Genomic DNA, 13,766 nt, shown 5'->3' on the forward strand with positions numbered 1-13,766 from the left:
AGTCGCAGCATGGTTTTGCGGCGCGTGACGATAAAAATTGTCACTAACGCAGCTGCGGATAGTCCGACAGGGTCAGTGCGGCGTGGCCGTCGCTAACGGCCAGCCTGCCGTGCGCCCCCAGCGGCAGCGTCACCGTATCGGCGGCATGCCCAAAAGCCAGCCCGCTGACTACCGGCAGGCCGGTCAGATTACGGATCAGCTGCCAGACGTCCGGGAAATCGTAGCCGCCGTCATAATCACTCAGCGTTGCGCCGGTAAAGCTGCCGGTAACAATAGCGGATTGCCGCGCCAGCACGCCGCTGTACAGCAGCTGCAGCAGCATACGTTCGGTGCGGAATGGGTGCTCGTTAATGTCTTCGATCACCATAATCCCTCCCTCAATCGCGGGCAGATACGGCGTGCCGGCCAGCGAGGCGATCATCGCCAGGTTTCCGCCCCACAGGGTGCCGCTGGCGTTAACTTCCCCTGCCGCCTCGCTGGTCTGCCAGTCGAGGGTGAAGCTTTCGCTGCTCAGCGCCTGCCAGAAGCACCCAAGCGTAAAGTCATTAAGGGTTTCCGGGCCAAAGTTGGCGGCCAGCATCGGCCCGCTGAAGCTTTTTACCCCGCACTGTGCCAGCAGCGCGAGCTGGATGGCGGTGAAGTCGCTGTGGCCGCAAAGCGCCAGCGGCGCATCGCGCAGTCGTTCTCCGAGAGCGGCATAGTTCAGCCGGGGGAGCAGGCGGCTGGCGCCGTAGCCGCCGCGTACCGCCAGCACGATATCAGGGAGTTCGGCCATGCTGGCCAGCCGGTTGATATCCGCCAGCCGGGTATCGTCGTCGCCGGCAAAGCGCCGGTCGCGGCGCTCAATGACCGCAGTGTTATCGACCCGATGCCCCCAGCCGCGCAGCCGCGCGACGCCAAGACGGGCCGCCGGCTGATTGTGGCAATAGCCGGAAGGGGCGATCAGATGGATGTTGCGCGGAGTGATTGCCATAATGCTTACTTTTCTCCCTGCGGGGCGCGCGTGACGCCACTGTGCGATCGATAAATGATGAACATAACCTGGGGTAGAATCAGCCGCGCCGCGCGCTGCTGAAAATTTACGCGCTCAGAAATGAATCATTTCTCGCCTGTTATGTCCAATCAGAGCGATGATAAACAAAACTTTACGCTAAGTCGTTCACGGCGGCTAATAAATTAAGAATTACGGTAATTCTCAGTTCGTTACGATACCGTAATATGTAGCGCGAAGCGAAAGCGCAGAGGATAAGACAAGCGTGAAAACAAGCGTGAAGACGGTAGCGATAGCCGCTGCCTTACTGCTGGCGGGCTGCGCCAGCGAAACCCCAAAACGAATCGTCAGTCAGCCCTCTTCACCGCTGATTACCACACCGCCGAAACAGTCCACGCAGCCGTGGTCCGGCGTAACCCGCCATACGGCGCATAACTACGGCGTTGACCCGAAGCTGGTGGATGCGATTATTGCGGTGGAGTCCGGCGGCAACCCGACGGTGGTCAGCAAATCGAACGCGGTGGGGCTGATGCAGATCAAAGCCTCGACGGCCGGGCGTGAAGTGTACCGTTCGCAGGGCAAGGGCGGCCAGCCGAGCAAGTCTGAACTGCGCGACCCGGTAAAAAATATCGATATCGGCACCGCCTATCTGCGCATCCTGCAGCAGCAGCAGCTGGCCGGCATCCGTAATCCGGAAACGCTGCGCTATGCCACCATCGTGGCCTACGTTAACGGTGCCGGCGCGCTGCTGCGCACCTTCTCACGCGACCGCGACCGGGCCATTGCGATGATTAACGCCATGAGTCCGGAAGAGTTCACCCGCCACGTGCAGGATAAACATCCGGCGGCGCAGGCACCGCGCTATCTGTGGAAGGTGAACAGCACCTACCGCACCATCTGATCCTCTGCGTTACTGGAAGCGGTTGGCTTTATCCCGGGCCAGCCGCTCCAGCGCAAACACCACCTGCTGCAGCTCTCGCTCCTGGCCCGGTTCCAGCGCCACAAATCGCAGGCTCAGGCGCGGGGTGACGATAGTCTGATTTTTACTGCCAATCACACTGCGCTGACTGATAGTGACCAGCTGAGTGTCGATTTCAAAGCGGCCATACTCGCCCATATCCACCCGCAGCTTTTTAATGGTGTCGCCGTCCTGCAGCGTTTCCGGTAACGGACCCTCGGCCAGCGCGCCGATGCCGCCCAGCGACAGATCCTGCAGGCGCAGGCGGCCTTCACCGCTGCCGTCCGGCCAGGGAACATAGCAGTAGAACACCGGCGTCAGCGGGGCATGAACGCGGAAAAACTCGCGGCGCTGGATCATCCACAGCACCTCCGGCAGCGCGGCGGTGAAGGCCGGCAGCCCATCCAGCTCGTCGGCCTGCAGCGCAGGCAGAGCGAACTCCACCTTGGCACCGCGCGTTTCTGCGGTCACGTGTAAATTCTGTGCTTCGCGCGCCAGCTGGTTGTCGTAGTCGTTGCTGCCGTAATCCATCACCACCCGATCGCGATCGGCAGCCAGCAGGCGGGTGATAAACTGCCCGCGGGTGTGGTTGATCATCACCGGGGTCTGGTTTTCCAGCAGTTCGCGCAGGACTGCCAGCACGGCCAGTGGTCCACGTTTCAGGTATTGTTCTTTGTCTTCCTGTTTCACTTGCAACTCCGATAAGTAGCGGACCACGGGCACTCAGCCCAGCGTGGTATATCGGCCATTAAAGCAGAATCTTTACGTTTTTTTTACCTGACGGAGTAAAAATTTCCACAAAAATTCGTGTCTGAAATCACAAGGTTAGAATCTGTGTCCTATACTTTGTTCAGCACAGAACGTGGGTCTTTCTTATTGTGAACGTAAAGGAGCTGTAAATGGGTATTTTGTCCTGGATCATCTTTGGTCTGATCGCCGGTATTCTCGCCAAGTGGATTATGCCGGGTAAAGACGGCGGCGGTTTTATTATTACCGTTATTCTGGGTGTTGTCGGTGCGGTGGTTGGCGGCTGGATCAGTACCTTGTTTGGCTTCGGTAAAGTAGATGGTTTCAACTTCGGCAGCTTTGTGGTGGCGGTGATCGGTGCCATCGTGGTGCTGTGGATCTACCGTAAGGTGCGCAGTTAAAACGCCAGCGTAACCTGACGGTCTAAACAGGAGGGTGGCAGAGATGCCTCCCTTTTTTTACGCCTGTAACCCCGGTTACGGTAAGCATTGCAGATGCAAAGCCGCCATAGCGGACCAGAAGAGGGGGGCAGCGCCGGGCAACCACTGGAGTGAGTATGCTGCGCCTGACGACGGCTGAGGTCTCCTGCGGGGCACAGAGGCTGCCCGCAGGAGAACGGGTCTATTTTGCCGGCTGCGCCGCGGCGCGGGTGAGATCGCCGACGTTATTACAGGTGACCCCCTTCGGACAGTAGCGATCCATCAGCATCAGGGTGACGCCGTTGGTCCAGCCGAAGCCGTCCTGCAGCGGATATTCTCCGCCGCCACCGCCGCCAAGGCCTTTACCTTCCACGACATATTTCTCAACCAGCTTATGCTCCCTGTCATAAGTCGCCTGCACGTTCTGCAGGAAGTTTACGCCAACCTGTTTCGCCAGTTCCGGCTTACCGTAGTTATCCAGACCCACCACGGCCACCCACTGCAGCGGCGCCCAGCCGTTGGGGGCATCCCACTGCTGGCCGTTGTTCACGGTGGTGGTCAGCAGGCCGCCTTCCTTCAGCAGCTGCGACTGTACCGCGCTGGCTGTGCGACTGGCCTGGTCACCGGAGGCGATTTTCAGCCAGAGCGGGAACAGCGTTGCGGCGGTGAGCTGCGGGCGAATGCTGCCTTTCTGCCAGTCATAATCGCTGTAGAAGCCCTGCTTCTCATCCCACAGGGTGCGGTTGATCGCCGTTTTACGCTGTTCGGCCAGCGTGGTGAAACGTTTGGCCGCGTCCGCGTTTTTCGCCACTTCGCTGGCCTTCGCCAGGGTGGTTTCCAGATGGTAAATCAGGGCGTTGAGATCCACCGGAATAATCCGCGTGGTATGGATAGTGGACAGATCGCCAGGCTTGTCGAACCAGCGCGAGCTGAAGTCCCAGCCGGAGGCTGCCCCGGCGCGCAGATCGCGATACAGTTCTTTCTTATCGCGTCCGTGGGCCTTTTCCGCGGTGGCGATATCATCCATATAGGATTCGGTGCGCGGCACGTCGCGGTCGTCCCAGTAGCGGTTAAGCACGCTGCCGTCTTTCAGCTTCACCACGCGTTCTTTCGCGCTGCCGCTGGCCAGCGTATCCGCCCCGGCCATCCAGTAGTCATACTCTTTCTGCAGCTGCGGCAGGTATTTCGCGTATACCGCATCGCCGCCGTGCTGCGCCAGCAGGTCGATCATCATGCTGAAGAACGGCGGCTGCGAACGGCTCAGGTAGTAGCTGCGGTTACCGTTGGGGATATGGCCGTACTTATCCAGCTCGCTGGCGAAGTTATCCACCATATCCTGCACCTTATCCCAGTGGCCGCTCTCTGCCAGCCCGAGCATGGTGAAGTAGCTGTCCCAGTAATAGACTTCACGGAAGCGGCCGCCCGGCACCACGTAGGGCTTCGGCAGCGGCAGCAGCGAATCAAACTCGCTGGCCCGGGTGGTGGAACGGGTCAGCACCGGCCACAGGCCGTCGATATGTTCACGCAGGCTCTGCCCGGCGGGCGGCACATACTTCTCACCCTCGGACGGCAGGGTAAAATTGGTGGCAACGAAGCGTTTCAGATCGAAGTTGCCCTGTGACTTCTGCATCTGCCAGTCGGCGAGGATCGCCGAGGGATCGCTCTTCGGTACAGCGTCAGCGAAGGTTTTCTGATCCGGGAAGAGTTTTGCCGACTGTACCGCGTGGAACAGCGGCCCGAGACGCACGTCAGGCGGCAGCGGATGACTGCTCAGCATTCGCTGGTTATCCTGCGCCTGTGCGGCCGCGGCGGCCATCAGCCCGGCCAGCAGCAGCGGGGCGAACATGCGGCTGTGGCTCTGACGTTTTTCGACACTTTTCATCGTCTGTGCTCCTTGTCCAGACCAGAGTGGTCTGTAAGTGTTTGACCCTGCACAAAACTTTAGACCAGAATCACGAAAAGATCGGCCAGTGACCGGGAAATGTGAGGCAGACGGCGTTTTTCTGGCCGGCCAAAAGGGAAAAAGTGCGTTACAGACTTGAAGAGGGAAACCCGCGCCCGTAAAGCCTGCATGCCGTTACCGTGCACACAGGCCTGAACGGGAGCGGTTTACGCACCGCCGGCGGTATCAGAGATTAACGCAGGTCTCTTCTGCCAGGCCGAGCATAATATTCAGGTTCTGCACCGCCGCGCCGGATGCCCCTTTACCGAGGTTATCCAGCCGCGCTACCAGCATGCTCTGGCGCTGTTCCGCGTGGCTGAACACAAACAGCTCCATCTGATTGGTGTTGTTCAGCGCTTCCGGCAGCAGATACGGGGCGGTTTCCTCATCGTAGCTGTTGTGCTCGCGGACGCTGATAAACGACTGCCCGTCATAGAAGTCGGCCAGCGCCTGATGCAGCGCCGCGCCGTCGCTGTTGTTCAGCGGCACAAACACCAGCATCCCCTGCGCGTAGTCGCCTACCGCCGGCTGGAAGATCGGCCGGCTGCTCAGCCCGCTCCACGCCTGAATCTCTTTCAGGTGCTTATGGTTAAAGCCCAGCCCGTAACCGGCGTAACCGGTGCCCGCCTGCTGGTACTTCTCAATCATCGCCTTGCCGCCGCCGCTGTAGCCGGAAACCGCGTTAATCGCCAGCTCGCGATCCGCCGCCAGCAGGCCGGCGCGGGTTAATGGCGCCAGCAGTGCAATCGCGCCGGTGGCGTAGCAGCCCGGATTCGAGACGTGGCTGGCGCTGCGGATGCGGTCGCGCTGTCCTGCGTCCAGCTCTGGCAGGCCGTACACCCAGCCCGCCTGCACCCGGTGCGCCGAGCTGGCGTCCAGCACGCGCGCGCCAACGGCATCGGCCAGCGCTACCGCTTCTTTCGCCGCCTCGTCCGGCAGGCAAAGAATAGTGACGTCCGCCTGCTGCATCAGCGCCTGACGGGCGGCGGCGTCTTTACGCTGCGCGTCGTCAATCTGGAGCAGCTCAATCTGCGGGTGATTTGCCAGCCGCTGCTGGATCTGCAGGCCGGTGGTGCCCGCCTGACCATCAATAAACACGCGATAGGTTTGAGTCATTACAGCCTTTGCCTTTAAGAAAGAGGAAACAGTGTTACCGGGGCGCGTGTGATGTTCGGCGCTCAGGCTAACCAAACACGCATCACGATGAATTGACTGTTTATGAGTTTACATGCTGCCATTACACCTTATAAATGCGTTTATATGCAATTGTTTTGTGTAGTTATGCATATGCTTTTTCATCCCCGCCCAAATATCGCAATCACCGCATCCAGATGCTCTTTCATCGCCTTTTTCGCCGCGCGGGCGTCGCGGGCTTCCAGCGCGTTAAGGATCGCCAGGTGCTCGATCTCCGAGCGGTGCGGCATATCCTGCGGCGTATAGTGCTGCTGCAGGCTGCGGAACATGGTGCCGTAGCGGTGGCCGAGCAGGTGGGCGATGATAAAGGCGTAGGCCGGGTTGCCGCTGGCCTGGGCGATACGGATATGGAACAGCCGGTCGCCGGGGTGGGTGGCGGAGTTATTGCGGTTATCAAAGCAGTTCTGCTGGTAAGCCTCGCGGATCAGCCGCAGCTCTGCGTCAGAGGCGTGGCGGGCGGCCAGCGCGGCGGTTTCCGGCTCGATCAGCCGCCGGGTCTGCAGCAGCGAGAAGGGCGGCAGCTCGGCGCTGAAGTCCAGCTGGATATCCAGCTCATCGTCAACGTCCGCCCACTGATTGCGCCCGGCCTGGGCCATCACCGGTTCAGCGGACGGCGCCGCGCGCTTGCTGCCGGTGTCACAGACGATCACCCCGTTGCCCACCCGCACATCCACCAGACCAATCACCTCCAGCGCGATCAGCGCCTCACGCACCGAGGCACGGCTCACCTGCAGCTGGCTGGCAAGGTCGCGTTCGGCGGGCAGTTTGCTGCCCGGCGGGAACTCACCGCTGTCGATCAGGTTTTTTAGCTGATCGGCAATCTGACGGTAAATCCTTGGATTTTCTAATTTTTTTATTGGCATGTGGCCCCAGCTTGTTTTTTAGCTTAAGCGATTCAGCTAGCATTTAACGGCAAAACTCCTTGCCGAATTGTTTTTCACGTGTGACAACTACGTTAATTAAAAGTCGTTTTAAACCACCATTCATTGCCTCATCTTAACAATACGGTTTCGGTTTAAAACGTTTTTTTTCACCTTTAATGGCCTGACCATTAGTCCTTTAAGTACAGGAGTCACTATGCAGTTGCAGGGTAAAAAAGTGCTGATCACCGCCGCCGGGCAGGGGATTGGCCTGAACAGCGCCAAAGTGTTTGCTGCCGCCGGGGCGGAGGTCATCGCCACCGATATCAATATCAGCAATCTGGATCTGCCGGGGATCACCGCCCGCCGTCTGGACGTGACCGACGGCGCGGCCATTCGCCAGCTGGCCGGGGAGATCGGCACGCTGGACGTGCTGTTCAACTGCGCGGGCGTGGTGCACAGCGGCGATATTCTCAGCTGCAGCGAGCAGGAGTGGCAGTTTGCCCTCGATCTGAATGTGACCGCGATGTTCCACACTATCCGCGCCTTCCTGCCTGCGATGCTGGAGCGCCAGCGTGGGTCGATTATCAATATGTCGTCAGTGGCGTCAAGCGTGAAAGGGGTGCCGAACCGTTTTGCTTACAGCGCTTCAAAAGCGGCGGTGATCGGCCTGACCCGCTCGGTAGCGGCGGATTACGTTAAGCAGGGGATCCGCTGCAACGCCATCTGCCCGGGCACCGTGGAGTCGCCGTCGCTGCGCCAGCGCATTGCCGAGCAGGCCGCCGCCGAGGGGCGCAGCATCGATGAAGTCTATCAGGCGTTTGTGGCGCGTCAGCCGGTGGGCCGCATCGGCACCACGGAAGAGATCGCCCAGCTGGCGCTCTATCTGGCCTCCGACGCCAGCTCGTACACCACCGGCACGGTACAGATTATTGACGGCGGCTGGAGCAACTAAGCTGCCGCGCCAACACCAGGAGAACTTATGAAACTATTACGTTACGGACAGCCGGGCGCGGAGCAGCCTGGCATCCTCGATAACCAGGGCCATATCCGCGCGCTGCCCGCTGATTTTGCCGATATCAGCGGCGAGGTGCTGTTACCGGACTCGCTGAACAAACTGCGCCAGCTGGACGTTAACGCGCTGCCGCGGGTGGAGGGTAACCCGCGCATCGGGCCGTGCGTCGGTCAGGTGGGTAAATTTGTCTGTATCGGTCTGAACTACGCCGATCACGCGGCGGAAACCGGCGCGGAGATCCCTCAGGAGCCGGTGGTGTTTAACAAATGGACCAGCGCCATCTGCGGCCCGAACGACAACGTCGAGATCCCGCGCGGTTCGCAGAAAACCGACTGGGAAGTCGAGCTGGGGGTGGTGATTGGTCTGGGCGGCCGCTACATCAGCGAAGCGCAGGCGATGGAGCATGTCGCCGGTTACTGCGTGATCAACGACGTTTCTGAGCGTGAATATCAGATTGAGCGCGGCGGTACCTGGGATAAAGGCAAAGGCTGCGACACCTTCGGCCCGCTGGGGCCGTGGCTGGTCACCGCCGATGAGATCCCGGACCCGCAGAACCTGAGCATGTGGCTGGAAGTGGACGGCAGGCGCTATCAGAACGGCAGCACCCGCACGATGATCTTTACCATCCCGCAGATCATCAGCTACCTGAGCCGCTTTATGAGCCTGCAGCCGGGTGATGTGATCTCTACCGGCACGCCGCCGGGCGTCGGCCTCGGCCAGAAACCGCCGGTCTATCTGCGCGCCGGCCAGGTGATGCGTCTTGGCATCGAAGGGCTGGGCGAGCAGCGCCAGTTAACCGTTCAGGCATAAATAACAATAAAAGGAAGCAGCGATGACCACCATTACCGCCTTACGCACCGAAGATATCCGTTTCCCGACCTCGCTGTCGCTGGACGGCTCCGACGCCATGAACCCGGACCCGGACTATTCGGCGGCCTACGTGATTCTGGAAACCGACAACCCGGCGCTGAACGGCCACGGGCTGACCTTTACCATCGGCCGCGGCAACGAGATCTGCTGTATGGCGATCAAAGCGCTGCAGCACCTGGTGGTGGGCCGCAGGCTGGCGGATATCACCGCCGATATGGGCAAATTCTGGCGTGAGTTTACCAGCGACAGCCAGCTGCGCTGGATCGGCCCGGATAAAGGTGCCATCCACCTCGCCACCGGCGCTGTGGTTAACGCGGTATGGGATCTGTGGGCTAAGGCGGAAGGCAAGCCGCTGTGGCAGCTGGTCGGCGAGATGAGCCCGGAGGAGCTGGTGCGCTGCATCGATTTCCGTTACATCACCGACTGCATTACCCCGGACGAAGCGCTGACGCTGCTGCATGAGCGGGCGCAGGGGAAAGAAGCGCGCCTGCAGTCACTGCTGGCAGAGGGCTATCCGTGCTACACCACCTCGGCGGGCTGGCTGGGCTACCCGGACGACAAGCTGCGTAAACTGTGTCAGCAGGCGGTGGACGCCGGCTTTGACTATCTGAAGCTGAAGGTTGGCCGCGATTTGCAGGACGATATCCGCCGCGTGACCATCGCCCGTGAGGTGATTGGCCCGGATCGTAAGCTGATGATCGACGCCAACCAGGTGTGGGAAACCGGCGAGGCGATCGACTGGGTCAACCAGCTGGCCTTCGCCCGCCCGTGGTTTATCGAAGAGCCGACCAGCCCGGACGATATCGAAGGGCACCGCCGCATCCGCGAGGGCGTGGCACCGGTCAAGGTGGCGACCGGCGAAATGTGTCAGAACCGCATTATGTTCAAGCAGTTCATTATGCGCGGCGCGATTGACGTGGTGCAGATTGACTCCTGCCGCATGGGTGGGGTCAATGAAATTCTGGCGGTGATGCTGATGGCGGCGAAGTACAACCTGCCGGTGTGCCCGCACGCCGGTGGCGTGGGGCTGTGTGAGTATGTGCAGCACCTGTCGATGATCGACTACCTGTCGATTGCCGCGACCCACGAAGGGCGGGTGATCGAGTTTGTCGACCATCTGCACGAGCACTTTGTTGACCCGTGCGTGATCAAAGGTGCGGCCTATATGCCGCCGACCGCGCCGGGCTTCTCGATTGAGATGCACGCGTCGTCCATCGAACAGTACCGTTATCAGCAGCCGGAGCTGGCCGATGCCGCTGCGTATTGATGCCCATCAGCACTACTGGCGCTACCAGCCGGCGGAGTACGGCTGGATAAGCGACGCCATGCCGCAGCTGCGGCAGGACTTTCTGCCGCCGCAGCTGGGGGCGCTGCTGGCGGAACGCGGGCTGGATGGCGCGGTGCTGGTGCAGGCGCGCCAGCACTGGCAGGAGACGCAGTGGCTGCTGCAGCTGAGCCGCGACCACCGCGAGATCCTGGCGGTGGTCGGCTGGGTCGATCTGGCCGGTGAGGCGCTGGCCGCCTCGCTGGAGGAGGTGTCCGGGCAGGCTAAACTGCGCGGCTTCCGCCATCAGATCCAGGATGAGGCGGACGGCGCGGGCTGGATGCAGCAGCCGGCGGTAACGCGCGGTATGCAGCAGATCCAGCGGGCGGGTTACGTCTACGACCTGCTGGTGACGCACGATCAGCTGGCGGCGGCGACGGCCTTCGCTGCCCGCCATGATCGGGGGGCGCTGGTGCTGGATCACTTCGGCAAGCCGGATATCGCCGCCGGGGTGGCACAGTGGGTGCGGCAGGTCACGCCGCTGGCGGCGCTGCCGCACGTCAGCTGCAAGCTCTCCGGCCTGCTGACCGAACCGCGACCGGCCGGATGCGGTGACGCGGAGCTGCTGGCGTTCTATGATGCGGCGCTGCAACTGTTCGGACCTGAGCGCCTGCTGTTCGGTTCAGACTGGCCGGTGTGCCTGCTGGACGGGCCGTATCAGCACGGCTGGCAGCTGTGCCAGCAGGCGATTGCCACGCTGTCAGCCGACGAGCAGGCGGCGATACTGGGCGGCAACGCCAGCCGCATTTACCTGGAGCCTGACGGCACAGGCTTATAACTGGAGAAGGGTGATGGATCTGTACCTGAAAGACAAAGTGGTGCTGGTGACCGGCGGCGGTTCCGGCATCGGCGCGGCGATATCGCTGAGCCTGGCGCAGGAAGGGGCGATACCGGTGATTATCAGCAACAGCGTGCCGCCTGCCGGACTGATGGCGCAGCTGCATGAGCAGCAGCCCGCCGCAGAGTTTATTCACGCCGAGCTGCAGGATGAGGCGATGTGTCGGGCGGCGGTGGCGCAGGTGCAGGCGCAGTTTGGCCGCATTGACGGGCTGGTGAACAACGCCGGGGTCAACGACAGCGTTGGCCTGGAGGCGGGGCGCGAGGCGTTTGTCGCGTCGCTGGAGAAAAACCTGGTGCACTACTACCTGATGGCGCACCTGTGTCTGGATGCCTTACGCGAAAGCCACGGGGCGATCGTCAATATCAGTTCCAAAACCGCGCTGACCGGGCAGGGCAACACCAGCGGCTACGCGGCGGCGAAAGGCGGGGTGCTGGGGCTGACCCGCGAGTGGGCGGCGGCGCTGCTGGCTGACGGCATTCGCGTTAACGCGGTGATCCCGGCGGAAGTGATGACGCCGCTGTACGAGCGCTGGATCGGCACCTTTGACCAGCCGCAGCAGAAGCTGCAGCAGATTACGCAGAACATCCCGCTGGGGCAGCGCATGACCACCGCTGAGGAGATCGCCGACAGCGTGGTGTTCCTGCTCTCGCCGCGAGCGTCGCACACCACCGGGCAGTGGCTGTCGGTGGACGGCGGCTATCAGCATCTTGACCGGGCGCTGACATGAGCGGCGGTAAGCGCTTCGTCCAGGCGCTGGATCTGCAGGACGACCCGCAGCTGATCGCGGAGTACCGCCAGCACCATCAGCGTATCTGGCCGGAGATTGCCGCCCATCTGCGCCAGCACGGCATTCTCAGCATGGAGATTTACCTGCTGGGCACCCGGCTGGTGATGGTGATGGAGACCGGGGCTGACTACGATGCCGCCGCGTTTAACGCCGCCAGCCTCGGCCACCCGAAGGTGCAGGAGTGGGAAGCGCTGATGTGGCGCTACCAGTGTGCCACCCCATGGACGCCGGACGGCGAGAAGTGGGTGCCGATGGAAAACATCTTTTCACTGACCGACCAACCGTAACTGACTCATCCGCTGGCCCGTCAGGGCCAGTTATTGCCGGTGTTTTTCGCTGTACTGGCCACAGTAACCGAGGAACCAAACATGCTCGTCAATAAATCCGTTCACCCGGCGCAGCGCGCCGGTCAGCCCGCTGTTGCCGCTTTCCGGCTGGCGTTTATGCTGGTCACCGTACTGTTCTTCCTGTGGGGGCTCTCCTACGGGCTGCTCGACGTGCTCAACAAGCACTTCCAGGAAGTATTGCACGTGACCAAAGCCCAGTCCGGCCTGCTGCAGGCGGCCTACTTCGGAGCCTACTTTGTGGTGGCGCTTCCCGCTGGTTTCTTTATGGAACGCTACGGCTACAAGGCCGGGATTCTGGTTGGCCTGTGCCTCTACGCGCTGGGCGCGCTGCTGTTTGTGCCCGCCGCCGGGGCGGCCAGTTTTGCCCTGTTCCTGCTGGCGCTGTTTGTGATCGCGCTGGGATTAGGCTGCCTGGAAACGGCGGCCAACCCCTATGCCACGGTGCTCGGCGCGCCGGAAGGGGCGGAGCGGCGGCTCAACCTGGCGCAGTCGTTTAACGGGCTGGGGCAGTTTGTCGGGCCGGTGATCGGCGGCTCGCTGTTCTTCTCCGCCACACAGCAGAGCGGAACGGCAGGCCTGGACTCGGTAAAAACCACCTATGTGGCGATCGCCGCGCTGGTGCTGGTGATTGCCTTTATCTTTGGCCGCACCCGTCTGCCGGATATCCGCAGCCAGGAGGCGGAACAGAGCAGCCACGACGGTCGCGGGCTGTGGCAGCACGCCCATTTTACCGGCGGGGTCATCGCCCAGTTCTTCTACGTGGCGGCACAGGTCGGCGTCGGCGCCTTCTTTATTAACTACACCACCGAACACTGGGCAACCCTGTCGAACCAGAACGCCTCCTACCTGTTGTCGGTGGCGATGGTAAGCTTTATGGTCGGCCGTTTCTTCAGCACCTGGCTGATGGGCTATGTTCGCCCGGCCACGCTGCTGGTGGCCTATGCGGCGATCAATATCCTGCTCAGCGCGCTGGTGGTGGCTGGGATTGACGGCGTGTCGGTGGTGGCGCTGGTGGCGGTATTCTTCTTTATGTCGATCATGTTCCCGACGCTGTTTGCCATGGGGGTGAAAAACATGGGCACCCACACCAAACGCGCCAGTTCGCTGATGATTATGGCGATTGTCGGCGGTGCGATTATGCCGTATCTGATGGGGGCGCTGGCCGATCGCTACAGCACGGCGGTGGCCTATCTGCTGCCGCTGCTCTGCTTTGCGGTGGTACTGAATTATGCCCTGCGTCAGCGCCGCGCGGGATAATGTAAAAACGTTAATTTTACTTAATTCTGACTTATCGCAAATTTCCCCCCGCGCCCCGGCGCGGGTTTTTTATTTCTCTGTTTTAACGCGATTTTTATCCTTATCTCAAATTAAGATTTTTCTTATTCCCCCTCTTTAAATCGTAAATATTTTTTGCTAAATATAACGGCATCTTCGTCCTTTTAGCAGGTTTCGTTCCCCTGTCAAGGTTGGA

General features: G+C 61.1%; 14 protein-coding genes. 9 read left to right on the top strand and 5 right to left on the bottom strand.

The annotated features are described in order from the left end of the window. Nucleotides 1-43 precede the first annotated feature (43 nt). Entirely contained in the window at nt 44-973 is a 930-nt protein-coding gene (ldcA, locus tag GKQ23_RS10035; protein WP_212410727.1) for a muramoyltetrapeptide carboxypeptidase, read from the bottom strand. Nucleotides 974-1,256: 283 nt separating this feature from the next. Here ldcA and emtA point away from each other — a divergent pair, with 283 nt between their 5' ends. Further along, a complete protein-coding gene (emtA, locus tag GKQ23_RS10040; RefSeq protein ID WP_233209014.1) occupies nt 1,257-1,892 on the top strand; it encodes a membrane-bound lytic murein transglycosylase EmtA in 636 nt (211 codons plus the stop codon). 9 nt (nt 1,893-1,901) lie between these two features. On the opposite strand, the gene GKQ23_RS10045 is transcribed toward emtA, so the two are convergent. Further along, complete coding sequence (locus tag GKQ23_RS10045) at nt 1,902-2,639, bottom strand: flagellar brake protein (RefSeq protein WP_056232831.1); 738 nt, start codon at nt 2,637-2,639, stop codon at nt 1,902-1,904. 209 nt (nt 2,640-2,848) lie between these two features. On the opposite strand from GKQ23_RS10045, the gene GKQ23_RS10050 reads away from it, so the two are divergent. After that, nucleotides 2,849-3,097: a GlsB/YeaQ/YmgE family stress response membrane protein gene (locus tag GKQ23_RS10050; RefSeq protein WP_056232829.1), complete on the top strand. Its 249-nt coding sequence runs from the start codon at nt 2,849-2,851 to the stop codon at nt 3,095-3,097. A 220-nt stretch (nt 3,098-3,317) separates the two neighbouring features. Here the strand turns inward: GKQ23_RS10050 and treA are convergent, their stop codons facing one another. The 3 genes from treA to GKQ23_RS10065 all read right to left on the bottom strand — a co-directional run bounded on the left by treA (nt 3,318) and on the right by GKQ23_RS10065 (nt 7,114). Further along, the gene (treA, locus tag GKQ23_RS10055; protein ID WP_212410729.1) at nt 3,318-4,997 is read right to left on the bottom strand and encodes an alpha,alpha-trehalase TreA; all 1,680 of its coding nucleotides are present in this window, start codon (nt 4,995-4,997) and stop codon (nt 3,318-3,320) included. A 246-nt stretch (nt 4,998-5,243) separates the two neighbouring features. After that, nucleotides 5,244-6,173, bottom strand: coding sequence for an N-acetyl-gamma-glutamyl-phosphate reductase (gene argC, locus GKQ23_RS10060; protein ID WP_101506346.1), 930 nt, complete (start codon nt 6,171-6,173; stop codon nt 5,244-5,246). A 179-nt stretch (nt 6,174-6,352) separates the two neighbouring features. Next, on the bottom strand, nt 6,353-7,114 hold the full coding sequence (locus tag GKQ23_RS10065; protein ID WP_101506345.1) for a FadR/GntR family transcriptional regulator: 762 nt from the start codon (nt 7,112-7,114) through the stop codon (nt 6,353-6,355). Between the two features lie 214 nt (nt 7,115-7,328). Here GKQ23_RS10065 and GKQ23_RS10070 point away from each other — a divergent pair, with 214 nt between their 5' ends. The 7 genes from GKQ23_RS10070 (at nt 7,329) to fucP (ending at nt 13,552) form a co-directional block, all read left to right on the top strand. Continuing rightward, nucleotides 7,329-8,066 carry an SDR family oxidoreductase gene (locus tag GKQ23_RS10070; protein WP_212410731.1) on the top strand — a complete coding sequence of 246 codons (738 nt, stop codon included), beginning with the start codon at nt 7,329-7,331 and terminating at the stop codon, nt 8,064-8,066. A 27-nt stretch (nt 8,067-8,093) separates the two neighbouring features. Next, on the top strand, nt 8,094-8,936 hold the full coding sequence (locus tag GKQ23_RS10075) for a fumarylacetoacetate hydrolase family protein (protein ID WP_212410733.1): 843 nt from the start codon (nt 8,094-8,096) through the stop codon (nt 8,934-8,936). Between the two features lie 22 nt (nt 8,937-8,958). After that, nucleotides 8,959-10,263 carry an L-fuconate dehydratase gene (locus tag GKQ23_RS10080; RefSeq protein WP_212410736.1) on the top strand — a complete coding sequence of 435 codons (1,305 nt, stop codon included), beginning with the start codon at nt 8,959-8,961 and terminating at the stop codon, nt 10,261-10,263. Continuing rightward, nucleotides 10,247-11,098, top strand: a complete 852-nt coding sequence (locus GKQ23_RS10085) for an amidohydrolase (RefSeq protein ID WP_212410738.1) — start codon at nt 10,247-10,249, stop codon at nt 11,096-11,098. The genes GKQ23_RS10080 and GKQ23_RS10085 overlap by 17 nt, the downstream gene beginning before the upstream one ends. A gap of 13 nt (nt 11,099-11,111) precedes the next feature. Next, nucleotides 11,112-11,888 carry an SDR family oxidoreductase gene (locus tag GKQ23_RS10090; RefSeq protein WP_056232813.1) on the top strand — a complete coding sequence of 259 codons (777 nt, stop codon included), beginning with the start codon at nt 11,112-11,114 and terminating at the stop codon, nt 11,886-11,888. Further along, on the top strand, nt 11,885-12,235 hold the full coding sequence (locus tag GKQ23_RS10095) for an L-rhamnose mutarotase (protein ID WP_212410740.1): 351 nt from the start codon (nt 11,885-11,887) through the stop codon (nt 12,233-12,235). Before GKQ23_RS10090 ends, GKQ23_RS10095 begins: the two co-directional genes overlap by 4 nt. 81 nt (nt 12,236-12,316) lie before the next feature. After that, nucleotides 12,317-13,552, top strand: a complete 1,236-nt coding sequence (gene fucP, locus GKQ23_RS10100) for an L-fucose:H+ symporter permease (protein ID WP_056232809.1) — start codon at nt 12,317-12,319, stop codon at nt 13,550-13,552. The last annotated feature ends 214 nt before the right edge of the window (nt 13,553-13,766 follow it).

This window comes from Erwinia sp. E602 (assembly GCF_018141005.1).
Taxonomy (GTDB): Bacteria; Pseudomonadota; Gammaproteobacteria; order Enterobacterales; family Enterobacteriaceae; genus Erwinia.

Coding starts and splice junctions, on each gene's coding strand:
- GKQ23_RS10090 (WP_056232813.1), top strand. CDS start 11,112: ATGGATCTGTACCTGAAAGACAAAGTGGTGCTGGTGACCGGCGGCGGT.
- GKQ23_RS10095 (WP_212410740.1), top strand. CDS start 11,885: ATGAGCGGCGGTAAGCGCTTCGTCCAGGCGCTGGATCTGCAGGACGAC.
- fucP (WP_056232809.1), top strand. CDS start 12,317: ATGCTCGTCAATAAATCCGTTCACCCGGCGCAGCGCGCCGGTCAGCCC.
- argC (WP_101506346.1), bottom strand. CDS start 6,173: ATGACTCAAACCTATCGCGTGTTTATTGATGGTCAGGCGGGCACCACC.
- GKQ23_RS10075 (WP_212410733.1), top strand. CDS start 8,094: ATGAAACTATTACGTTACGGACAGCCGGGCGCGGAGCAGCCTGGCATC.
- GKQ23_RS10070 (WP_212410731.1), top strand. CDS start 7,329: ATGCAGTTGCAGGGTAAAAAAGTGCTGATCACCGCCGCCGGGCAGGGG.
- GKQ23_RS10050 (WP_056232829.1), top strand. CDS start 2,849: ATGGGTATTTTGTCCTGGATCATCTTTGGTCTGATCGCCGGTATTCTC.
- GKQ23_RS10080 (WP_212410736.1), top strand. CDS start 8,959: ATGACCACCATTACCGCCTTACGCACCGAAGATATCCGTTTCCCGACC.
- ldcA (WP_212410727.1), bottom strand. CDS start 973: ATGGCAATCACTCCGCGCAACATCCATCTGATCGCCCCTTCCGGCTAT.
- treA (WP_212410729.1), bottom strand. CDS start 4,997: ATGAAAAGTGTCGAAAAACGTCAGAGCCACAGCCGCATGTTCGCCCCG.
- GKQ23_RS10085 (WP_212410738.1), top strand. CDS start 10,247: ATGCCGCTGCGTATTGATGCCCATCAGCACTACTGGCGCTACCAGCCG.
- GKQ23_RS10065 (WP_101506345.1), bottom strand. CDS start 7,114: ATGCCAATAAAAAAATTAGAAAATCCAAGGATTTACCGTCAGATTGCC.